Origin of the sequence: Plantibacter sp. T3, from assembly GCF_902506515.1 — a bacterium.
Lineage (GTDB): Bacteria > Actinomycetota > Actinomycetes > Actinomycetales > Microbacteriaceae > Plantibacter > Plantibacter auratus.
The window spans coordinates 1531490-1552904 of sequence record NZ_LR733286.1; the positions used below are offsets into that span (position 1 = coordinate 1531490).

Below are 21415 nucleotides of genomic sequence, written 5' to 3' on the forward strand. Positions count from 1 at the left end.
CGACCCTCAGGCGGTGTCGCCGCCCGGGAGGCCGGCGGCGCCGAGGTGCGTCGCCCCGCGGGACCGCGCACGCTGCTCCGCGAGCGCGGCGGCGAACTCCGCCTCCCAGCCGGAAGCGACCTCGATGCCGAGGCGCCCGGCCTCCTCGATGGTCAGCTCCTTCGGGAAGCCGTTCGTATCCGACAGTCGGAACACGTCGTGTCCCGTCATGACCCGCCCGGCGTACCCCTGGACCATCTGGAGGCCTGCGCCCAGCGTGCGTCGGAACGACTGCTCCTCCTTGACGAGGACGGCGACGACCTCGTCGCGGGCGGCGGCCACCTCCGGGTAGTCGTCGGCGTACAAGCCGGCGATGACGGGCACGATCTCACCGAAGAAGTTCTCGTGGAGGTCGAGCGAGAGTGCGAGCCGGATCGCCCGTCGGAGCAGCCGCCGCATGACGTAGCCCTGCTCCTTGTTCGACGGACGCACGCCGTCCACGGCCAGGAAGGTCGCACCCCGCAGGTGGTCGGCGATGATGCGCATGGCGGCGGTCTCGTCCTCGTAGCGTTTCCCGGTGAGCTCCTGGAGTCGCTCGACGATGGGCCACAGGAGCGAGATGCGGAAGACGTCGTCGGAGTCGATCGACGCGGCGGCGATGCGTTCGAGGCCGCCACCGAAGTCCACGTTGCGTCTGGCGAGTTCCTCGAACGAGCCGTCCTCGCGTCGGCGGTACTGCATGAACACCTGGTTGCCGATCTCCATGAACCGTCCGCCGTCGCTCGCGGGATGCGCGAGGCCGTAGGACGGATCCTGGAACTCGGGGCCGAAGTCGTAGAACACCTCGCTGTCGGGGCCGCACGGGTCGCCGATCGGGGTGCCCTCGAGTGACCCGCCGCGGGACCACCAGTTCTCGCCGCCGTCGTAGAAGAAGATCCGCTCTCCGGGCCGCACCCCGCGCGCGTCGCCGTCGGCCTGGGAGCCGATCTCCGCGATCCCGTTGGAGACCCCGCGTTCGGCGAACACGGACGCCCAGATCGACGCGGCCTCGTCGTCGCGTGGGATGCCGTTCGCGGGATCGCCGATGAAGCAGGTGACGGAGATCCGCTCCGGATCCAGCCCGACGATGTCGACCAGGAAGGTGAAGAACTGCCGGATCTGCGTCTCCTTGAAGTAGTCGCCGAGCGACCAGTTGCCGAGCATCTCGAAGAAGGTGGTGTGTCGGTTGTCGCCGACGTCCTCGATGTCCTGGGCACGGACGCACGGCTGGCTGTCGGTCAGCCGCCGCCCGTCGGGGTGCTCCTCACCGAGGAGGTACGGCAGGAGTGCCTGCATGCCGCTGCCGTTGAACAGGGTGCTCGTGTCGCCCCGCGGGACGAGCGGTGCCCGTTTGATCAGCGCGTGGCCGTTCCGTTCGAGGAAGTCGAGGTAGGCGTTGCGGATCTCGTGGGCGTCCATGCCGACACGATTCCAGCTTTCGGGCCCGAGGGGAAGCCGGTCGGCGCGGCGACGCGGCCCACTCCGGTCGCGGGTCACCGGCCGTCGCGCCGCAAGGGGGTCTCGACGCCCCGATCGACCTGGAATGCGGCCCCCGGCGAGCCGCTCGGACCATAATGTACGAAATGCGGCCTCTCCAAGCGGCCCGCGGGCCGACACGGAGCCCGGAGACGACGAAGGATGTTTGGTGAGGCGATGACGAAATTCTGGCGGTCCCGATCGGCTGGCGTGCTCTCGGTGGTGGTGATGGCGCTGCTCGCCACATCGGTCGGCATCGCGCCCGCGGCGTCAGCCGACAGCGACACCCCGTCGGGCGAACCGGTCGCCGTCGAGGACGGCATGGGAGCCGAGCTTCGAGCGGAGGAACAGCAGCGCAGAGTGGCGCCCGCGCCCCTCGGTGAGGCGAGCGTCCCGGCCCGCGCCGACGGCCAGCTCTTCGGTATCGACATCGCCACGTCGCAGACCAACATCGACCTCCAGGCGTTCAAGGCGGCGGGTGGGCAGTTCACGATCATCAAGATGGGCGGCGGGAACGCCTCGGACAGCCCCTACGTCGCGCCCGCCTACCGTGCGCAACTCGCCCGTGCGCGAGCCGCAGGACTCCTCGTGGGTCACTACTGGATGAACGGCGACAAGAACGGTCTCACGCCGACAGCCGCGGCGGACTACTTCGTCGCACAGAGCGACATCCGCATCGGCGAGGTCGTCGCGCTCGACATCGAGGCCATCGACGGCGTCGCGGCGTACACGCCCGCGCAGGCCATGGAGTGGATCCAGCGTGTGCAGCAGAGCTACCCCGGCCTCAAGGTGCTCATCTACCTCAACCAGAACGCGGTCAACAACGGCGATTGGAGTGCGGTCGCGAACGCCGGCCACCCGTTGTGGGTTGCGGTGTGGGGCTCGAACAACGGGGCGCCGAACGGTTCGCCGCAGCTGACCCGGAACTGGTCCGACTGGTCGATGTGGCAGTACTCGAGCCGCGGCGTGGTGGCCGGGTTCTCCGGTGCCGTGGACGTGAACCTCGCGAAGGCCGACACGTTCACCCGGAACGGATGGGCCCCGGTCGACCGGCTGGCCGGCTCCGATCGCTTCGGCACCGCCGTCGCCGTGTCGCAACGAGCGTTCCCCAGCGGGAACGCCGGCGTCGCCTACGTGGCCAACGCGCTCTCCGCGCCGGACGCCCTGTCGGCAGCGCCTGCAGCGGCCAAGGAGAACGGCCCGGTGCTGCTCACCCTCGCCGATGCCGTACCCGAGGCGGTGATGACCGAGCTGCGTCGTCTCAAGCCGAAGACCATCAAGGTCGTCGGCGGTGAACAAGCCGTCTCGGCAGCGGCGCTCGCGCAGCTCAGTACCGTCGCACCCGTCGTGCGGTACGCGGGCGACGACCGCTTCGCGACCTCGTTGGCGGTCGCGAGCGAGGTCTTCCCGGCAGCCGACAAGGCGTTCATCGCCACCGGACTCAGCTTCGCCGATGCGCTCACCGGGGCGGCGGCGATCTCCGACGCAGGACCCATGCTGCTCGTCGACGGCACCGCACCGACCGCCGACGCCGCCACGCTCGGTCGTCTGGCCGCCATGGACGTGAAGAGCGTCTACATCGCGGGAGGCACGGTGTCGGTGTCGCAGGGCATCGCGGACGGCATCGGGAGCCAGGAGGGAGCCGGGAACGTCATCCGACTGGCGGGGTCCGACCGGTTCGAGACCGCGGTGGTCATCAACTCGGAGTTCTTCAAGGACTCCTCGCCCGCGACGTTCTACCTGGCCACCGGGAGCGACTTCGCCGATGCACTGACGGGTGGCGCCCTCGCCGCCCTGAAACACGCGCCGCTCTACCTTTCCAGGCAGTACTGCATCCCTCCGACGACGAACGCGGTCCTCCGGGCCAACGCGTCGAACGTCACGTTGCTCGGCGGAGTGAGCGTCCTCAACGAGAACGTCGGTCGTCTGCTCTCCTGCTGACGCAGCGCGGGGTGCCGCACGGTGCAGCGGCAGCGGTCACGCGGGCCGCTGCCGGCATGTCGCGTCGATTCAGTCGTGGAGCGAGCGCAGGGCGGTCACGACGTCGTCGTGCCAGCGGCGGGCCGCAGGGAGCACGCCGCCGAAGATGGGGGTGTCGTGCGTCGCGCCCAGGTACATCGTCCCGCTCGCGTCGACGCCGTCGGCCCGGAGCGCGGCGAGGTAGGCCGCGCCGTCGCCGCGGAGCGGGTCGTACTCGGCCGTGAGGATCACGGCGCGGGGGAGGTCCGCGTGCGACCGCGCGAGGAGGGGCGACGCGTGCGGCTCCTTCGCCTGACGTCGATCCAGGAGGTAGGTCTTCGCGACGGAACGGAGCTCCTTGATCGCGAAGATCCTCGGGATGCCCATCTCCCGCACGGGGCGGAGGTCGATGTGGCCGCCGGTCAGGTCCGTGACCGGCACCTCGAGCAGCTGGAGCCGGATGGGCAGCCGGCCGCGTTCACGATTCACGAGCGTGAGCGCCGCCGCGATGCTGCCGCCGGCGGACACCCCGGCGACGGCGATCCGCCCCGAGTCGATCCCGAGCGTCGCGGCCTCGGCGAACAGCCACTCGAGCGCCGCGTGGGCCTGCTCCAGCTGGGTCGGGTGCCGGTGCTCGGGAGCGAGCGCGTAATCGACGGCGGCGATGACCACGCCGGCGTCGGCCGCCCGACGACGGAACCCCGCGTCGGTCGTCGGGTAGTCGATCCCGCCGATGCGGAACGCCCCACCGAAGAACGACAGGACCGCGGGCACCGCCTGGTCGCCGTCGGCCGTCGGCGGGTGGTAGAGCCGGATCCGGACGTCGGGGAAGCCGGCGACCGGGATCGTGTGCTCCTCGATGCGCAGCTCCGGGCCCGGGACGCCGACGGTCGCGAGCTCCTTCTTGTCCCAGTTCCGCGCGGCCTTGCGGTGCTGTGCGCGCGTCTTCTTGCGGCGGGGTGCGGCGGTGGTTGCCTTCGCCGTCGGGCTCGAAGGCTTCGCCTTCGGTCCGGCGGCCTTCGGGGAGGTCGCCTTCGGGTCCGCCGCGGGAGCGGGCTTCGGGCGCGCGACGGTGGTCGTCTTCGGCCGCAGGAAGAAGGCCTTCGCCTGCTCGAGTGCGGTCGAGATGAGGTAGGCGCGGTGCGTCCGCGCTCGTTCGACGAAGATCGGGTCGAGGGGCAAACGACTCACCTGCTCTGCTGCTCGGATGGGCGGATTCCAGCAGTCTAGGCGGCTCGGCGGACGACGGCCGTGGCTTGCCTGATCGATCCTTCCGCGGGGCTTCACCTCCTGTTCACCGGGAGGCCCGGCCCTGTTCGGGCGCCGCTCGTAGCGTGATCACACGTACGGCACACAGCAGTGCCCGCGTCGGTCACTCGCGGTTCCGATCCACCGGAGCCACGCGCGGAGCGGGCGGGTGCATCGGTCCTTCTGAAAGGTACGTCCCAGCACATGAAGCTCTCCCTCACCCGCGTCGCTGCGCTCGGCGCCGCCGCCCTCCTCTCGATCGGCCTGGCCGCCTGCTCGAGCGCCACCGCCAGCGACACCGGTTCCGCCGCGGCCGGGACCTTCGCGGTCGACGACCAGACCCTCGTCTTCGGCGTCGTCCCCGACTCGGTCGACACGCAGACCAACTACCAGCCGCTCATGGACTACATCGCCAAGGAGACCGGCAAGAAGGTCGAGTACCACGAGTCGACCGACTACGCGGCCCTCATCGAGGCGGCCGTGGCCGGGAAGATCGACGTCGCCTCCTTCTCCGGCTTCACCTACGTGACCGCGCTCAACAACGGGGCCAAGATCACGCCGATCTCGTCGATCATCACCGTCAAGGGGCAGGAGCCGGGCTACTACTCCGAGGCGATCGTCCCGAAGGACTCGTCGATCACGAAGATCGAGGAGTTCAAGGGCAAGAAGGTCTGCTTCGTGGACCCGTCCTCGACGTCCGGGTACCTGTTCCCGAGCTACAACCTGCTCGAGGCCGGCATCGACCCCGAGAAGGACATCACCCCGGTCTTCGCCGGCAAGCACGACGTCTCGGTGACGAAGACCGCCGAGGGCGTCGAGTGCGAGGCGGGCTTCGCCGAGGACTCCGAGGTCGAGAAGAACGACGGCGTGAAGGTCATCGACCGCACGATGGTCCCCGGTGCGCCGATCGTCGAGTCCGACTCGCTGCCCGCCGACGTGAAGGAGAAGCTCGAGAAGGCCCTGTCCGAGGTCACGATCGACCAGATCATCGACTCCGGCGTGAAGAGCGCCGACAGCGACGCTTTCCGCGCGACCTTCTACGGCACCTCGCCGGTCGACGACGCGTACTACGACACCATCCGCGACATCTGCAAGAAGACCAACGCCAAGCAGTGCCAGGCCTGACCTGAGCGCCAGTCCCGCCCTTCGACAAGCGGTTCCTGAGCTTGTCGAAGGGCAGTGACCGGTGCTCCGGTACCCGGTCACCGAGCCTGTCGAGCTGCGACATCCGCACCACCATCAACCTCACGAGAGGCAGCAGTCATGAGCGTCACCGAGCAGCAGGCGCGTCACACCGCACCCGACCAAGCGGAACCGCTCGTGCGTCTTCGCGGGGTCACGAAGCGCTTCGACCGCACGGTCGCGCTGCAGCGCGTCGACCTCGACATCCGCCGTGGTGAGATCGTCGTCCTCCTCGGTCTGTCGGGATCCGGCAAGTCGACGCTCCTCCGTCACCTGGACGGTCTCGAGCGGCCCACCGCCGGGTCGGTCTCGGTCCTCGGCGACGAGGTGCCGGCCCTCGGACAGCGTGCCCTGCGCCGGCTCCGCGCCCGTGTCGGGTTCGTCTTCCAACAGTTCGAGCTGGTCCCGTCGCTCACCGTCCTCGAGAACGTCCTGACCGGTTCGCTGGCGGGCGTCCGCGGACCACGTCTCGGCATCCTCGGCTACGGCCGCACCCTGAAGTTGAAGGCGCTCGGTCACCTCGACCGCGTCGGGCTCCTCGAGCGCGCCTACCAGCGCGCCGACACCCTCTCCGGCGGTCAGCAGCAGCGCGTCGCCATCGCCAGAGCGCTCATGCAGGACCCCGAGATCCTCCTCGCCGACGAGCCCGTCGCCTCCCTCGACCCGGAATCGAGCGAGCAGGTGATGGCCCTCATCCGCGAGATCGCGATCGACCGCGGACTCACCGTCGTGTGCAGCCTGCACCAGGTCGACCTCGCGCTCTCCTGGGGCGACCGCATCGTCGGTCTCCGCCACGGCGAGGTGGTCCTCGACACCACGACCGACGGCCTGTCGAAGACCGAGGTGATGGAGATCTACGGCCGGGTCGCGACGAGCACCCGTGAGCTGCAGGCGATCGCTGTGGAGTTGGAGACCGACGAGCTGCTCGGCGACCCCGACGACGACCTCCGCGGCCTGCTCGGTGTCGAGGAGCGCGTGGGCGAGGACGAACTGCCCGACGACCCGGAGTGGGAGTTCGACGCCGATGTCGACGGCCGCGAGCCCGACGAGCTCCGTCGACCGGGCAGGACCCGCTGATGGTCGTCACCGCACCCGCGAAGACGGCACCGCCCGCCGGCCGCCCGCCAGGACTCTCCGGACCCGTTCCCGTCGGTCGGCTCCGACCGCAGACGATCGCCGCCGTGCTCACGCTGATCGCGCTGCTCGCGTTCTCGGTCTACTCGCTCCTCGAGGTCGGGATCTCGATCCCGAACATGGTGGCGAGCTGGGGCAACGCGGTCAACTTCTTCAACCGGGTGGGCACGATCACGTTCCCGCCGCCCGGGGAACTGCTGTCACTCACCGCCCTGACCCTGGGGATCGTCATCTCAGGCACCGTCCTCGCTGCGGTGCTCTCGATCCCGGTCGCGTACCTCGCGGCCGCCAACACGACCCCGGGACCGGCCTGGCGCGCGGTCGGTCGGTTCGTCGGCGTGCTCAGCCGTGCCGTGCCGGACGTCGTCATCGCGATGATCCTCGTGCTCATGTTCTCGCTCGGCTCGCTGCCCGGCATCATCGCGATCGGGCTGCACTCCGTCGGCATGATCTCGAAGCTCTTCGCGGACGCGATCGAGCAGGTCGACGAGGGGCCACGACTCGCGATCCGGGCGGCCGGCGGCTCGAAGCTGCAGGAGTTCACCTCGGGTGTCCTGCCGCAGGTCCTCCCGTCCTGGGTGGCCACGGTCCTCCACCGCGGCGACATCAACCTGCGCGGTTCGGTCCTCCTCGGCTACGTCGGCGTCCTCGGCCTCGGCCGTGAACTGTCGCTCGCGTTCAAATCCCTCGACTACTCGCTCGGCATCGGACTCGCGATCGTCATCTTCGCGCTGTGCGTCGTCATGGAGATCGTGTCGAGCACCGTGCGGACCGTGATGCTCGGGGTGCAGCCGACCGGACGTGGACTCGGTGACCGCGTCGTGCGTCGGGTGGCCGCGGGCCGGGAGGCACGTCGTGCGGCGGGTGGGAGCAGCCGCACGGTCGCCTCTCCGAGCGCCGAGTCCCGGATCGCCGCTGCAGCGAAGCGTCCGTGGACGCCGGCCCGCGTCCGCGACACCGTCGGTGCCTGGCTCGCCGTGGCGGTCGTGGTCTGGGGCGTCGTCGTGTCCGACATCCAGTGGGGCGACCTCGTGACGTTCTGGGCCAAGGCCCCAGACGTCCTCGTCCGACTCTGGCCTCCGTCGTTCGGCATGCGCACGACGGAGCAGATGGTCGAGGCCATGTTCGAGACCGTCGCGATCGCCTTCGCGGCGACCCTCATCGCCCTCGTCTGCTCGATCGTCATCGGGTCCCTCGCCGCACGGAACGTCGCCCCGAACCGCGGTGTCCGCACCGGCGCCCGGTTCGCGCTCGTCGGCATCCGCGGCATCCCGGAGCTCATCCTCGCGATCCTCCTCATCGTGGTCACCGGGCTCGGGGCCCAGGCGGGGACGCTCGCGCTCGGCATCTGCGGGATCGGCCTCCTCGGCAAGCTCATCGCGGACTCCTTCGAGGAGGTCGCGCCCGGACCGGAACGCGCGCTGACCGCCGTCGGCGCGACGCGCCCACAGGTCTACGCCGCCGCGACGCTCCCGCAGGGCGCCCGTGCACTGGTCGGGCACACCTTCTACACGCTCGACACGAACATCCGCGCCGCGACCATGCTCGGCATCGTCGGCGGGGGCGGCATCGGCTACTACCTGATCCAGGCGGACCAGGGTGGGAACTACGACCAGGTCACGGCCATCGTGCTGATGATCCTCGCGGTGGTCCTCGTCGTCGAGGGCATCGCCATGTGGATGCGGAGGGTGTTCTCGTGAACGGACGACGGATGAGCGGCGGGGTGTCGGCGCCGCGGGTCGGCCTCGGCGTCGGCTCGCTCGGTGCCTCGGCCGATCGCGCGGACGTCGTGATCGTCGGAGCCGGCATCGTCGGGCTGTCCGCGGCGCTCGCCGCTGTGGACGCCGGTGCCGAGGTCGTGGTCGTCGAACGTTCGGCCGAAGCCCAGGGTGCGTCGGTCCGCAACTTCGGTCATCTGGCCGCGACGCCGCAGGCCGGGCTCGCCGCCCGCCTCGCCGCGCGTTCGGCGGAGATCTGGCAGCGACTCGAGCAGGACGCTGGGCTGTGGGTCCGGCGCTCGGGCACGCACGTGGTCGCCCGGCACCTCGACGAGCTGCGCGTCCTCGAGGACTTCGCTGCGTCCCGTGCCCAGGCGGGAGCTGCGGCCGACGTCCGCCTGTACGACGCGGCCGAGTTCCTGCAGGAGGTGCCGATCAGTGCCGACGACGTGGTGGGCGGCGCCTGGCTGCCACGCGACCTCCAGGTGAACCCGCGTCAGGCGTTGGGCGCCGTCGCGGCGTACCTGGAACGCCGCGGTGTCGAGTTCCGACGCCGGACGACCGTGACCGGACTGCGCTCCGGCTTCGTCGACACCAGCCGCGGGGTCATCGCCGCAGGCCTCACCGTGGTCGCGGTGAACCACGACATCGACACGCTCCTCCCCGAGCTGGCCGAGCGGGCGGTCGTCCGTCGATGCGCGCTCGACATGGTGCGGGTGCGCGCCGAACTCCCGATGCCGATGCCGGCGCCGCTCCTGACCGGGTGGTCGCTCCTGCGCTACGCGGGATTCGCCGACTCGCCCGCCATCCCGGCACTCCGGGAGCGGTTGCAGCAGGACCACCCCGGGCTCGCCTCGCTCGACGTCAACCTCATGGCGACCCAGTTGCCGGACGGCTCGATCATCCTCGGCGACACCCACAGTCGCGGCGAAGCGGTCTCCCCGTTCCAGTCCGAGCACGCCTTCGACGAACTCCTGCGGGCTGGAAGCACGCTGTTCGGGACCAGGCTCGACGTCCTCGAACGCTGGCAGGGCGTCTACGCCACCGCCCCGGAGGAGTTGCTCATCGACGAACCGACCCCGGGCGTCCGCGTGGTCGCCGCGACCACGGGCATCGGGATGACCACCGGACCCGCGCTCGGCGAGCTGGCCGTGGCCGAGCACCTCGGCCCGACCTTCTCGCCGGCGCAGCCGACCAGCATCCGTGCCGCATCAGCCCACCTTCAGAAAGGCCTCTCGTGACCAGCATCGATCGACCCCAGCAGGACAGCACCGCGGCGCCCCACCTCGACGACGACGTGGAGACCGACCTCGACGAGCTGGAAGGCGGGTTCGACGACGCGCACGAGGACGACCTCCTGCTCGAACTGGTGGTCCTCGACCTCGCCGGGACGACGGTCTCGGACGACGGCGTCGTCGAGGACGCCTTCCGCGTCGCCGCCGAGACGATCGGCATCGACACCGAGGACGCGCTCGACGCGGCCATCGAGCTCGTCCGCGACACGATGGGCCAGTCGAAGCTCGACGTGTTCCTCATGCTGACCGACGGCGACGAGGCTCGAGCCGCTTCCGGCAACGCCGCCTTCGAAGAGGCCTACGAGCGACTCGTCGGCGAGGGGCGCGTCGAGGCGATCGCCGGAGCCGAGGACACGGTGCGGCGGCTCCGCGAGCTCGGCATGGGCGTCGTGTTCACCACCGGGTTCGCCCCCGCCACGCGCGACGCGCTCCTCGCGAGCCTCAGGTGGTCCGAACTCGCCGACGACGCCCTGTCGCCCGCCGACGCCGGTCGAGGGCGTCCAGCGCCGGACCTGCCGCTGACGGCGCTCCTCCGGTTCGGTGCGAGCGCCGTCGACACCATGGTCGTCGTCGGCGACACGGCCAGCGACATGCTGTCCGGGGTGAACGCCGGCGCCGGGCTCGTCGTCGGGGTGCTCACCGGAGCACACGACGAGGAGACGCTGCTCGAGGCGGGCGCCGACGAGATCATCACCAGCATCGCCGAGTTGCCCGCGCTGCTCGGTCTCGACTGAACGACCGACCGGGGGAACCATGCACACGACGCTCACCGCGCACGAGGGCAACGACGTCTTCATCAGACCGTCGCCGATCGCGATGGTCTGGCAGGGGCCGGGGCACCCGCACCAGGCGATGGCGGTGCCCGGGGTGACGCTCGGGCCGGGCGACGTCCTCGTCGAGGTGGAACTGGCGACCGTGTGCGGCTCCGACGTGCACACCGTCCTCGGGCACCGCGACGCCGCCACGCCGCTCGTCCTCGGGCACGAACAGGTGGGACGCGTCGTGGCGGTCGGGGGACCCGTCACCGCGGTGGACGGCACGGTCCTCGTCGCGGGGATGCGGGTCGTGTGGTCGGTCGTCGTGAGCTGCGGCGTCTGCGACCGCTGCTCCGCCGGCCTGGAGCAGAAGTGCCGCCGGCTCGCGAAGTACGGGCACGACCGGGTCCACCGCGGCTGGGAGCTGAGCGGCGGATTCGCCACCCACGTCGAACTCCTCGAGGGCACGGCCATCGTGATCGTGGGGGAGACGCCGCCCGCCGCCGTCTTCGCGCCGGCGTCCTGCGCGACGGCCACCGCGATCGCCGCACTGGATGCGGCCGGGCACGACCTGCCCGGCACGGCGGTCCTCGTGACCGGCGCCGGGATGCTCGGGCTGACGGTCGCAGCCATCGCGACCGATGCCGGGGCGCGCGTCGTCGTGAGCGATCCGGACCCCGCCCGCCGGCTGCTCGCCGGTCGCTTCGGCGCCATCGCGACCGTCGACCCCACGATCGGCGCCGCCGAGCACCTCGACGCCGCGCACCTGGCGGCGGGCGTTGAGGGATTCCCGGTGGCCATCGAGATGTCCGGCGACGCCCGTGCCGTCGATGCCGCCATCGCGTCGCTGTCGATCGGCGGGACGGCGGTCCTCGTCGGCAGCGTGTCGCCCGGTGCGCCGCTCGGCATCGACGCCGAACGGATCGTCCGACGCCTCCTCACGGTGCGCGGCGCACACAACTACCGACCGCGGGATCTGGCACGCGCGGTCGACTTCCTGACCGGTGCGTGGCGTCGGTATCCGTTCGCCGAACTCGTCGGCCCGGAGTTCCCCTTGCAGGACGTCGACGAGGCGCTCGTCGCAGCTGCATCGGGCGCCTTCCCGCGCGTCGGTGTCCGACCCTGAACGACCCGCGGGAGGTCACGCGAGCCGGCTCGAACCCTCCGGCGAGCCTCGCGGGATCGGGTCGAGGTCTCGGCGACGGCGTCCGAGGGCGACGTGACCTCTTCGAGCGCCCCCATTCCGGGGGTCACGACGGCCGATCCACCCCGGATTTCCGCCGATCTCGGCTCGTGAATCCCGCCGCATGACCCACCTTGTGGGGTATCCTCGGGCCATGACGGTCACGACTCGCCACCCTGGTGTGGTCCGTGTCGGTGGTCGCCTCATGGTCGTGGATCCGTTCGCGGAACGAGGTGAGCTCACCGAGGATCAACAGCGCGGTCACCAGCTGCGGCGGAGGATCACGCTCCTGCTCGGTGCATTCCTCCTGCTCAGCGGCTTCGTCATCGGCGCGACGGTGGGCGTGCTTGTCGAGTGGTCACTCGTCCACGACGAACGCTCGTCAGTGTCGCTCCCCGGCTTCGACCCGGAGTGGGTGCCCGGATTCGACGTCGTCGGTGCCTTGCTCGGTGCCATCCTCGTCGCCGTCTTCCTGCTCGTGTCGGCCGAACGACGCAACCGTCGTCGTCGCCTGGACGGCGGGCACCAGCCGTCGCGGTGGATCGACCCGGTCAACGATCACCTCATCGGGCTGAGCGACGACCTCCCGTGGACCTCACTCTGGACGCTGACGCGCATGTACGCCACCGCGGAGCGCCTGCAGCGCGAGCTCGTGGAGCGCAGCGGCACCCGCAGCGAGGTGGGCAGTGACGATTCCTGCGATCTCGTCGAGGCGCGGCTCGCGGCCGACGATGCACGCGACGCACTCGAGAAGACGGCCACGCTCATGGGCGTCATCGTGCCGGAGGGGCCGCTGCCCGATGCGCAGGCCATCCTGGCCGACAACGCTCGGCTCCGCGCCCGTCGGAAGACGAGCTGACCGGCACCTCCGCGATGCGGATGGTTCCGGTGGTCAGCGCCCGCTGCCGGTGAGGCGCTCCAGGAGTTCGCGGTAGCGGTCGGCCGTCTGCGTGACGATCTCGGCAGGCAGGGTCGGAGGCGTGGGTGTCGACGGGTCGTCCTGGTCCCAGTTGTGGGCCAGCCAGTTGCGGACGATCTGCTTGTCGAAGCTCGCCATCCGTGCGGTGGGGTCGTCGCTCGTCAGGTAGACGTCGCGGTCCCAGTACCGGCTGGAGTCGGAGGTGAGCACTTCGTCGCCGAGCGTGATGACGCCGGTCCCCGGGTTGCGGCCGAACTCGAACTTCGTGTCGGCGAGGATGACGCCGTGGCGTTCCGCCGTCAGTGATGCCGTCTCGTAGATGCCGAGTGACAGGTCCTTCAGCGCGACCGCGTCGTCCTCGCCGATGAGCTCGACCATGCGGGAGAACGAGATGTTCTCGTCGTGCTCGCCGAGCGGCGCCTTGTACGCGGGGGTGAACAACGGCTCGGGCAGGCGATCGCCGTCGCGGAGGCCGTCGGGCAGCGGGATGCCGCAGACGGTGCGGTTCGCGACGTACTCCTTCCAGCCGGAGCCGGTGAGGTAGCCGCGGACGACGCACTCGACGGGGAACATGTCGAGCTTGCGGACGAGCATCGCCCGACCGGCGAACTCCGCCGGGATGCTGGACACCGCGACACCCGCGGCGTCGAGCTCGTGATCGGGGACGAGATGGTTCGGCACCTCGCGGAGCTGGTCGAACCACCAGAGGCTCAGACTGGTGAGCAGATCGCCCTTCCCGGGGATGCCCGGCTCGAGCACGTGGTCGAAGGCGCTCACCCGGTCGCTCGCGACGACGAGCAAGAGGTCGTCGGGCCCGGCGGCCGGCTCGTACAGGTCGCGGACCTTGCCCGAGTAGACGTGGTTCCAGGCGTTGGTCTCCGAGGGTGCGCTCACTCGTTCATTATCGTGCATCGGCCGTGGCCGGGTCGGTCGCCAGGGCTTGCGACCTCAGGGCGGTACGCGTATATTCCACGTGGAATAGTTCGCGTGGAGTGATGGGAGGGTCATGGGCAAGACCAAGCCGCTCGGACTGCTCGCCGTCGCCGCGCTCGGCTACCTGGCCGAGCGCCCCATGCACCCCTACGAGATGTACCAACTCGCGCTCCACCGCCAGGAGGATCGCGTCGTCAAGGTGAGCCCCGGCTCGCTCTACCGCGCCGTCTACGGACTCGAGGCCGACGGTCTCGTGCTCGCCTCCGGGACCGACCGCGAGGGAGCCCGGCCCGAGCGCACCACCTTCGAGATCACCGACCTCGGCCGGCACCTGCTGGGGGAGCGGCTGCGCGAGCTGCTCAGCACCCCCACGAACGAGTACCCGGAGCTCGGGCTCGCGCTGTCCGAGGCGCACGAACTGGGCGCCGAGGAGGTGCGGATGCTGCTCGAGACCCGTATCCTCCGGCAGCAGGCCGAGCTCGCCGACCTCGATCGCCGCATGACGTGGGCGCTCGAGCGCGGGATCCCGCGCGTGTACTGGATCAACGTCCCCTACTCGGCCGCCATGCTGCGCGCCGAGATCACCCACCTCGAATCGCTCCTCGCCGAGATCGCCGACGGCGCACTCGCCTGGCACGTGCCGGGGACCCGTGCGCCACTCCACGAGCAGGCGGCGACCCCGCCCGTGTCCGCTCAGCCGACACCCTCCACCTGAACCTCCGGGACGACCGACCAGTCCGGCCGGCGGTCCCGCTCATCCTCGCGTCCCGAACGCGAACCCGTCCTCCGTGCAGAAAGGGACATCATGTCCACCACCCCCACCACGCCTTCCCAGGGCGTCTCCGGTCCGACGCCAGGGGCCGTGCGCCCCTGGCCGGCGCTCTGGTCGCTCGTCATCGGCTTCTTCATGATCCTCATCGACACGACCATCGTGTCCGTGGCGAACCCCGCGATCATGCGCGGCCTCGACACCGGCATCAACAACGTCATCTGGGTGACGAGCGCCTACCTGCTCGCCTATGCGGTGCCGTTGCTCATCACGGGCCGTCTCGGCGACCGCTTCGGCCCGAAGAACCTCTACCTCATCGGCCTCGTCGTCTTCACGCTCGCCTCACTCTGGTGCGGCCTGTCGGGCTCGATCGAGATGCTCATCGTCGCCCGCGTCGTGCAGGGTCTCGGCGCCGCGCTCATGACCCCGCAGACGATGGCCGTCATCACCCGCATCTTCCCGCCGGACCGCCGCGGTGCGGCCATGGGTCTCTGGGGAGCGACCGCTGGTGTCGCGACGCTCGTCGGCCCGATCCTGGGCGGCGTGCTCGTCGACGGCTTCGGCTGGGAGTGGATCTTCTTCATCAACGTGCCCGTCGGTGTCATCGGCTTCATCATGGTCTGGCGCAACGTCCCCGCGCTCGCCACGCACCCGCACAAGTTCGACGTGCTCGGGGTCGTCCTGAGCGGGCTCGGGATGTTCCTCCTCGTGTTCGGCATCCAGGAGGGCCAGAGCTACGACTGGGGCACGATCACCGGTCCGATCACCGTGTGGAGCCTCATCATCGCCGGTGTCGTCGTCCTCGGCCTGTTCGTCGTGTGGCAGGCCGTCATGAAGGGCGAGCCGCTGCTCCCGCTGGCGTTGTTCCGCGACCGCAACTTCTCGGTCGGCAACCTCGCGATCTCGACGATCGGGTTCACGATCACGAGCATGTCGCTGCCGCTCGTCTTCTTCTACCAGACCGTCCGCGGCCTGACCCCGACGCAGTCCGCGCTCATGCTCGTCCCGATGGCCGTGCTCTCCGCCGGGCTCGCGCCCGTGGTCGGGCGGGCGATCGACCGGGTGAACCCGAAGTGGTTCGCCCTCGCGGGGCTCCTCCTGCTGGCCCTCGCGCTCGGCTGGTACTCGATCCTCCTCACGCCTGAGCAGCCGATCCTCATGCTGCTCCTCCCGAGTGCCGTCCTCGGCCTCGCCAACGGCTTCATGTGGGGCCCGGTCTCCAACCTCACCACCCGGGGGCTCCCACAGCACCAGGCCGGTGCCGGCTCAGGCGTGTTCAACACGACGCGTCAGATCGGAGCCGTCCTCGGCAGTGCGGCCATCGCCGCGCTCATCCAGGGACGCCTCGCGGCCGAGCTGCCCGCTGCACCCGGTGGGGCGGCCGGTGGCGTGAGCGAGGTGACGGGTGGCGAGCTGCCGGAGTTCCTGCACGCCGGGTTCACCACCGCCATGGCCCAGTCGTTGCTCCTCCCGGCAGCACTCGCGCTCGTGGGCGCGGTCGTGGTCCTGCTCTTCCAGAAGCCGAAGGCGGCCGCCTGGTCGACCCCCGAGACCCAGCACGGACAGGCCGCCGCGGTCGCCGCGGCTGCCGTGACCGCCCGGTCCGAAGCCGAGTAGCGGCTCCGCCGACACGGCGACACCGGACGGTCACGGGCCGAGGAGGTCCGTGACCGTCCTGGTGTCGCCGTTCCAGAACCGGAGCCCGGTGACGAGCCCGGACGGGAGGTCGCCGAGCGACCGGAGCCCGTCGAGTGCCGCCGCGGTCTGCTCGCCGAGGACGCGTCGGGAGAGCGTGACGTGGGGTGTCCAGGCGCCGGGCCGGGTGTGCTCGAAGGCACCGGTGACGTCGCCGGCCACACGTCCGTGCAGCTCCAGCAGCTCACGCGTGGGGATCACCGTGAGCGCGAGGACGGCGCCCGAGCGACGCGGGAACAGCAGCGGAGCCCCGAGTCGGACGGCGAACGGCGCGAAGGCCGGCCTCCCGGTGAGCTCGAGCTCCTCGCCGGCCGACAGCGTGACGTGCGGACGGTTGCTCGCACCGCGATGCGTGGCGAGACTGCTGATGCCGAGGTCGAGGAGCGCGTGCCAGCGGTCGCGGACGGCAGCCTCGAGGGCCTCGTCGAAGGTCAGATCGACGCTGCGCACCGGTCAGCCGATCGGGAAGAAGCCGTGGACGGCGGCGGCGAAGGATCGCGGCTGCTCCACCCAGGGGTAGTGTCCGCACCCGTCGAGCACGATGGCCTGGCCGAGCGGGAACCGCTTCGCGAGGTCGACGACGGGCGCGAGTCCCGTCAGGCCGTCCTCGGAGCCCGCGACCACGAGGACGGGAGCCGTCACGGTGCGGAGGGCGTCGCGGATGTCCTCGACCTCGTCGATCGTGGGCGTGTGCACGAACGCGTCCTGCGCGGCCGGATGCCAGGCGCCCAGCCGCTCGTGTTCGCGGGCGGTGTCGTCCCACTCGCCCCAGGCGATGGGCGCCACCGCCGGGAACAGCCGGTTCCCCGAAGCGGAGTCCGGCGCCGCGAGCAGCGCGGGCAGCGCCTCGAGGAAGCCGGGGTACCAGTCCTCCGCCGCGTGCCGCGCGATGATCTCCGCGCTGTCGTCGTCCGTGTCGACGAGCCACGTGGCGGGCGGCGTGATGAGGCACAGGCGGTCGAGCCGGTGCGGGTAGCGCGCGGCGTAGCTCACGGCGACGCGGGTGCCGGCGGAGTGCCCGAGGAGTTCGAGGCGGTCGACGTCCAGCCAGCGACGCACGGCCTCGACGTCCTCGGCGAGTTCCGGCCAGCTCGCCGCAGCGGTCGACGATCCGCTCTCGGACCGTCCGACCCCGCGCTGGTGCAGCACGATGAGGCGACGCCTGGTGCTCAGGCCGCCGAGATCACCGAGGTAGACCGGGTGGCGCGCCGGACCACCGGCGAGGACGACGAGGGGTGGCAGGGCGTCGTCGCCGATCACGTCCACGTGCAGTCGGGTGCCGTCGTGACTCTCGACGACGGCCGACGACCCGGTTCCCGCTGCGGCGCTCATCCGGGCCGCGATCAGGAGACGCGTGCGGCGATGTCGGTGCGGTACTGACCGCCCTCGAGTTCGATGCGCGACAGCGCCTCGTACGCACGTCCGCGTGCCTCCGGGAACGTGGATCCGAGCGCCACGACGTTGAGGACGCGGCCGCCGGTGGCGACCAGCCCGCCGTCGACGTCGGCCGTGGCCGCGTGGACGAGGTGGACCCCCTCGACGGCGACGGCGGCGTCGAGGCCGGTGATGCTCCGGCCCGTGACGGGTGTCTCGGGGTAGTTCTGGCTCGCGAGCACCACCGTCACCGCGCTCGCCTCGGCGAACGCGGGTCGCGGCTGCTCGCCGAGCGTGCCGGTGGCCGAGCCGAGCAGGAGCGTCGACAGCGGCGTGACGAGCCGGGGGAGGACGACCTGCGTCTCCGGGTCGCCGAAGCGCGCGTTGAACTCGATCACCCGGATCCCGCGTTCGGTGAGGATGAGGCCGGCGTAGAGCAGGCCCTGGAACGGGTTGCCCTCCGACGCCAGCTGCCGCACGACGGGGACGGCGACGGTCTCGAGGACCTCGTCGACGAAGGCCGTCTCGCTCCCGAAACGGTTGTCGAGCCAGGGCAACGGGGAGTAGGCGCCCATGCCGCCGGTGTTCGGGCCGGCGTCGCCGTCGAGCAGCCGCTTGTAGTCCTGCGCGGGGGAGAGTGGGAGCACCGTCTCACCGTCGGTGATGAAGAACAGGGAGACCTCCTGGCCGTCGAGGAACTCCTCGACGAGGACGCCGCCGTAGCCGAGCCAGTTGGTGGCGTGCTGGATGGCCGCGTCGCGGTCGTGGGTGACGAGAACGCCCTTGCCCGCCGCGAGGCCGTCGGCCTTGACGACGTACGGGGCACCGAAGTCGTCGAGCGCGGCGATCGCTGCGTCGAGGTCCTCGGCGCGGACCGCGCGACCGGTGGGCACGCCGGCTTCGTCCATGATCCGCTTCGCGAAGGACTTCGAGCCCTCGAGTGCGGCCGCCGAGCGGTTGGGGCCGAAGACCGGGATACCGGCGGCGCGCAGCTTGTCGGCGACGCCGGCGACGAGCGGGGCCTCGGGCCCGATGACGACGAGGTCGACCGCTTCGTCGCGGGCGAAGTCGCGCACGATCGAAGGGTTCTCCTGGTCGATTCCGACCACGGTCACATCCCCCGCGATGCCCGCGTTGCCGGGCGCGGCGATGATGTGGTGCCCGGCCTCTTCGGAGAGGAGAGCCTTGATGATGGCGTGCTCGCGAGCACCGGAACCGAGGACGAGGATCTTCACCCGTCTAGCTTAAGGCGCAATGGCCTAGCCTCGAATGCATGGCCAGACCCAGGATCACGGACGCCGTCGGTCGCGCAGCCCTGGAGCAGGCGCTCGGGGACGCACCGGCGTCGCGCACGGACACGGCGACCGCGGTCCGATACCTGTTGGAGCTCCTCGTCGAGCGGGCGCCCGGCAACACCGTCGAGGTGCGGGTGCCGCCGTTCGGTGCGGTGCAGTGCATCGAGGGCCCCCGCCACACCCGAGGCACGCCGCCGAACGTCATCGAGATGGACGCACCGACCTGGCTCGCGCTCGCCTCCGGCCGCATCGACTGGACCACGGCGATGGCCGGCGGCACGGTGCACGCGTCCGGCCAGCGGGCGGATCTCACTGGCCTCGTGCCACTGCTGCTGCCGCGCTGACGGTCCGGGTACATTGGTGCGGTGACCTCTGACATCGACGCCCCAGCCGAGACGACGCTCGACGCGACGATCGTCATCCCCACGTACAACGGCGAGCGGTATCTCGAGCAGATCCTCTCGGCGATCGAAGGCCAGGACTACGACGGCACCTACGAGACCCTCGTCATCGATTCCGGCTCCACCGACCGCACGCTCGACATCGTCGCCGCCCACCCGGACGTCCGGCTGCACGTCATCCCGAACAGTGAGTTCGGCCACGGCCGGACCCGCCAGCTCGCCGCCCGGCTCGCCCGGGGGAAGTACGTCGCCTACCTCACGCACGATGCGATCCCGGGTGACTCCCGCTGGTTGCACGAGCTGACCACACCCTTGGACCCGGACGGCATGGACGTCGTCGCCGTCATGGGCAAGCAGATCGCACGCCCGAACTGCTTCCCGCTGCTCAAGTACGAGATCCACGACGTGTTCCACAACTTCGGGCCGGACTTCGGCACGACCGTCTTCGCGAACGACGGCTTCGCCGACGGGAACGGCGGACTGCTCGACGCCCTCGCGTTCTACTCCGACGTCAACTCGGCCACGCGCCGCGACCTGCTGCTCGGCGACATCCCGTACCGCGACCTCCCGTACTCCGAGGACATGGCCTTCGGCGCCGACATCATCGCGGCCGGACTGCGGAAGGCGTACGCACCGCGGGGCTGGGTCGTCCACTCCAACGACCTCACCCTCGACGAGTACCGGAAGCGGATCTTCGACGAGACGACGGCGTTGCGTCGGATCGGGAAGCCGATCACGCGGCTGAGTCGGTTCCGGCAGGTGGGGTACACCGTCTTCGGCGCCCTTCGGGACGCGAAGCGGATCGTCCGCGACCCCCAGTACAGCTGGAAGCGACGTGCCTACTGGTTCGTCATGAACCCGGCCTATCACGCGGCGAAGTGGAGCAGCTACTACGTGGCCTCCCGCGTCGACCTGGACGATGAGGCCGCCATGCGCGCCGGCTCGCTGGAGCACAGCCGCAAGTAGTCCGCGGACGGAGCTCCGCTCGCGCGCACTGCTCGCTGCTCCCAGCGAACCGGGGTGGTGCATCACCGCCTCGTGCGCTGTGATGGAGGCATGAGCACGAATCGGCTGTTGGTCCTGGGCGGGACGGAGTTCGTCGGGCGAGCGGTCGTCGACGAGGCCGTCGCCGCCGGCTGGGAGGTCACCGTCTTCCATCGCGGTACGAACCGTTCCTCGCCGTCGGACGCGGTCACCGTGCTGCACGGCGACCGGACGATGCCCGGCGGACTCGACGCGCTCCGGGTCGGGTCGTGGGACCTCGCCGTCGACACCTGGTCATGGGCTCCGGTCGCCGTCCGCGACGCGGCCGCGCTGCTGGCGGACCGGGTCGGGAGCTACGTCTACGTCTCGAGCCGTTCGGTCTACGCCGACCCGCTGCCCGCCGGCGCCGCCGAGGACGCGCCGGTCGTCGACGGGTCGGCGCACGACGACGGCTTCGCGGACTACGCCCGTGCCAAGCGCGGCGGTGAGCTGGCCGCCGTCCAGGCGTTCGGCGACCGAGCGGTCCTGGCGCGAGCCGGCCTCATCCTCGGCCCGCACGAGAACATCGGACGACTGCCCTGGTGGCTGGCGCGGATCGCCGAGGGCGGTGAGGTGCTCGCCCCTGGTGCCGCTTCCGACCCCATCCAGTACATCGATGCGCGGGATCTCGCGGCCTTCCTCCTCGCCGCCGGTTCGACGGGCGCGAGTGGTGCGTTCAACGTCGTCAGCGAGCCGCGGGCGACGACGTTGGGGGAGCTGCTCGACGCCTGCGTCGCCGCGACCGGGTCGGGTGCGACCCTCCGCTGGGTGGATCAGGAGCGGGTGCTCGCGGCCGGGATCCAGCCCTGGACCCAACTGCCCGTCTGGCTACCCACCGGACCGGACGCCGACGCGATGCATCACGGTGACGTCTCGCGTGCGGTTGCGGCGGGTCTCCGTCGTCGTCCGGTCACCGAGACCGTCGCCGACACCTGGGTGTGGCTGCAGGCACTCGGCGGCGTGGCGCCGCAGCGCCCGGACCGGCCCGTCGTCGGACTGGACCGTGCCATCGAGCGGGCCGTGCTCGCCGGGAACTGA

At 70.8% G+C, this 21415-nt stretch carries 19 protein-coding genes; 13 read left to right on the plus strand and 6 right to left on the minus strand.

Annotation, left to right across the window (positions count from 1 at the left end):
* Nucleotides 1-6: 6 nt before the first annotated feature.
* The gene (locus GV015_RS07440; protein ID WP_159877686.1) at nucleotides 7-1437 is read right to left on the minus strand and encodes an alanine--tRNA ligase-related protein; all 1431 of its coding nucleotides are present in this window, start codon (nucleotides 1435-1437) and stop codon (nucleotides 7-9) included.
* 234 nt (nucleotides 1438-1671) lie between these two features.
* Here GV015_RS07440 and GV015_RS07445 point away from each other — a divergent pair, with 234 nt between their 5' ends.
* The gene (locus GV015_RS07445) at nucleotides 1672-3435 is read left to right on the plus strand and encodes a cell wall-binding repeat-containing protein (RefSeq protein ID WP_159877688.1); all 1764 of its coding nucleotides are present in this window, start codon (nucleotides 1672-1674) and stop codon (nucleotides 3433-3435) included.
* Nucleotides 3436-3504: 69 nt separating this feature from the next.
* Here the strand turns inward: GV015_RS07445 and GV015_RS07450 are convergent, their stop codons facing one another.
* Nucleotides 3505-4644, minus strand: a complete 1140-nt coding sequence (locus GV015_RS07450) for an alpha/beta hydrolase (RefSeq protein WP_236555365.1) — start codon at nucleotides 4642-4644, stop codon at nucleotides 3505-3507.
* A 261-nt stretch (nucleotides 4645-4905) separates the two neighbouring features.
* Between GV015_RS07450 and GV015_RS07455 the strand changes: the two genes are divergently transcribed.
* The 7 genes from GV015_RS07455 (at nucleotide 4906) to GV015_RS07485 (ending at nucleotide 12827) form a co-directional block, all read left to right on the plus strand.
* Nucleotides 4906-5826, plus strand: coding sequence for a phosphate/phosphite/phosphonate ABC transporter substrate-binding protein (locus tag GV015_RS07455; protein WP_159877690.1), 921 nt, complete (start codon nucleotides 4906-4908; stop codon nucleotides 5824-5826).
* Nucleotides 5827-5964: 138 nt separating this feature from the next.
* Nucleotides 5965-6960, plus strand: coding sequence for a phosphonate ABC transporter ATP-binding protein (gene phnC / locus GV015_RS07460; RefSeq protein ID WP_085511842.1), 996 nt, complete (start codon nucleotides 5965-5967; stop codon nucleotides 6958-6960).
* Nucleotides 6960-8717: a phosphonate ABC transporter, permease protein PhnE gene (phnE, locus tag GV015_RS07465; protein WP_159877692.1), complete on the plus strand. Its 1758-nt coding sequence runs from the start codon at nucleotides 6960-6962 to the stop codon at nucleotides 8715-8717. Before phnC ends, phnE begins: the two co-directional genes overlap by 1 nt.
* Nucleotides 8714-9976, plus strand: coding sequence for a TIGR03364 family FAD-dependent oxidoreductase (locus tag GV015_RS07470; protein ID WP_236555366.1), 1263 nt, complete (start codon nucleotides 8714-8716; stop codon nucleotides 9974-9976). The genes phnE and GV015_RS07470 overlap by 4 nt, the downstream gene beginning before the upstream one ends.
* Complete coding sequence (locus GV015_RS07475; protein WP_236555367.1) at nucleotides 9973-10764, plus strand: HAD family hydrolase; 792 nt, start codon at nucleotides 9973-9975, stop codon at nucleotides 10762-10764. The genes GV015_RS07470 and GV015_RS07475 overlap by 4 nt, the downstream gene beginning before the upstream one ends.
* A gap of 19 nt (nucleotides 10765-10783) precedes the next feature.
* Nucleotides 10784-11911, plus strand: a complete 1128-nt coding sequence (locus GV015_RS07480; protein WP_124768656.1) for a zinc-binding dehydrogenase — start codon at nucleotides 10784-10786, stop codon at nucleotides 11909-11911.
* Between the two features lie 211 nt (nucleotides 11912-12122).
* Complete coding sequence (locus GV015_RS07485) at nucleotides 12123-12827, plus strand: hypothetical protein (protein ID WP_159877694.1); 705 nt, start codon at nucleotides 12123-12125, stop codon at nucleotides 12825-12827.
* A 33-nt stretch (nucleotides 12828-12860) separates the two neighbouring features.
* On the opposite strand, the gene GV015_RS07490 is transcribed toward GV015_RS07485, so the two are convergent.
* A complete protein-coding gene (locus GV015_RS07490) occupies nucleotides 12861-13799 on the minus strand; it encodes a phosphoribosylaminoimidazolesuccinocarboxamide synthase (protein ID WP_079705063.1) in 939 nt (312 codons plus the stop codon).
* Nucleotides 13800-13893: 94 nt separating this feature from the next.
* Here GV015_RS07490 and GV015_RS07495 point away from each other — a divergent pair, with 94 nt between their 5' ends.
* Both GV015_RS07495 and GV015_RS07500 read left to right on the plus strand, forming a co-directional pair.
* Nucleotides 13894-14535 carry a PadR family transcriptional regulator gene (locus GV015_RS07495; RefSeq protein ID WP_159877696.1) on the plus strand — a complete coding sequence of 214 codons (642 nt, stop codon included), beginning with the start codon at nucleotides 13894-13896 and terminating at the stop codon, nucleotides 14533-14535.
* Between the two features lie 90 nt (nucleotides 14536-14625).
* A complete protein-coding gene (locus GV015_RS07500; RefSeq protein ID WP_159877698.1) occupies nucleotides 14626-16206 on the plus strand; it encodes a DHA2 family efflux MFS transporter permease subunit in 1581 nt (526 codons plus the stop codon).
* A 30-nt stretch (nucleotides 16207-16236) separates the two neighbouring features.
* On the opposite strand, the gene GV015_RS07505 is transcribed toward GV015_RS07500, so the two are convergent.
* From GV015_RS07505 to purD, 3 genes are read right to left on the minus strand one after another with little or no spacing between them, the layout of a single operon-like run.
* Nucleotides 16237-16734: a 2'-5' RNA ligase family protein gene (locus GV015_RS07505; protein ID WP_159877700.1), complete on the minus strand. Its 498-nt coding sequence runs from the start codon at nucleotides 16732-16734 to the stop codon at nucleotides 16237-16239.
* Nucleotides 16735-16737: 3 nt separating this feature from the next.
* Nucleotides 16738-17616, minus strand: coding sequence for an alpha/beta fold hydrolase (locus GV015_RS07510; RefSeq protein ID WP_079705067.1), 879 nt, complete (start codon nucleotides 17614-17616; stop codon nucleotides 16738-16740).
* A gap of 11 nt (nucleotides 17617-17627) precedes the next feature.
* Entirely contained in the window at nucleotides 17628-18893 is a 1266-nt protein-coding gene (purD, locus tag GV015_RS07515; protein ID WP_159877702.1) for a phosphoribosylamine--glycine ligase, read from the minus strand.
* Nucleotides 18894-18931: 38 nt separating this feature from the next.
* Here purD and GV015_RS07520 point away from each other — a divergent pair, with 38 nt between their 5' ends.
* From GV015_RS07520 to GV015_RS07530, 3 genes are all read left to right on the plus strand, one after another.
* A complete protein-coding gene (locus tag GV015_RS07520; RefSeq protein ID WP_064294203.1) occupies nucleotides 18932-19297 on the plus strand; it encodes a sterol carrier family protein in 366 nt (121 codons plus the stop codon).
* Nucleotides 19298-19318: 21 nt separating this feature from the next.
* Complete coding sequence (locus GV015_RS07525; protein WP_159877704.1) at nucleotides 19319-20320, plus strand: glycosyltransferase family 2 protein; 1002 nt, start codon at nucleotides 19319-19321, stop codon at nucleotides 20318-20320.
* A gap of 90 nt (nucleotides 20321-20410) precedes the next feature.
* Nucleotides 20411-21415, plus strand: coding sequence for an NAD-dependent epimerase/dehydratase family protein (locus GV015_RS07530; RefSeq protein ID WP_079705070.1), 1005 nt, complete (start codon nucleotides 20411-20413; stop codon nucleotides 21413-21415).

Bases quoted from the DNA above. Each gene is read 5' to 3' on its own strand.
- GV015_RS07495 (WP_159877696.1), top strand. From the start codon at position 13,894: ATGGGCAAGACCAAGCCGCTCGGACTGCTCGCCGTCGCCGCGCTCGGC.
- phnE (WP_159877692.1), top strand. From the start codon at position 6,960: ATGGTCGTCACCGCACCCGCGAAGACGGCACCGCCCGCCGGCCGCCCG.
- GV015_RS07530 (WP_079705070.1), top strand. From the start codon at position 20,411: ATGAGCACGAATCGGCTGTTGGTCCTGGGCGGGACGGAGTTCGTCGGG.
- GV015_RS07485 (WP_159877694.1), top strand. From the start codon at position 12,123: ATGACGGTCACGACTCGCCACCCTGGTGTGGTCCGTGTCGGTGGTCGC.
- GV015_RS07520 (WP_064294203.1), top strand. From the start codon at position 18,932: ATGGCCAGACCCAGGATCACGGACGCCGTCGGTCGCGCAGCCCTGGAG.
- GV015_RS07480 (WP_124768656.1), top strand. From the start codon at position 10,784: ATGCACACGACGCTCACCGCGCACGAGGGCAACGACGTCTTCATCAGA.
- GV015_RS07510 (WP_079705067.1), bottom strand. From the start codon at position 17,616: ATGAGCGCCGCAGCGGGAACCGGGTCGTCGGCCGTCGTCGAGAGTCAC.
- GV015_RS07455 (WP_159877690.1), top strand. From the start codon at position 4,906: ATGAAGCTCTCCCTCACCCGCGTCGCTGCGCTCGGCGCCGCCGCCCTC.
- phnC (WP_085511842.1), top strand. From the start codon at position 5,965: ATGAGCGTCACCGAGCAGCAGGCGCGTCACACCGCACCCGACCAAGCG.
- GV015_RS07490 (WP_079705063.1), bottom strand. From the start codon at position 13,799: ATGCACGATAATGAACGAGTGAGCGCACCCTCGGAGACCAACGCCTGG.
- GV015_RS07440 (WP_159877686.1), bottom strand. From the start codon at position 1,437: ATGGACGCCCACGAGATCCGCAACGCCTACCTCGACTTCCTCGAACGG.
- GV015_RS07500 (WP_159877698.1), top strand. From the start codon at position 14,626: ATGTCCACCACCCCCACCACGCCTTCCCAGGGCGTCTCCGGTCCGACG.
- GV015_RS07445 (WP_159877688.1), top strand. From the start codon at position 1,672: ATGACGAAATTCTGGCGGTCCCGATCGGCTGGCGTGCTCTCGGTGGTG.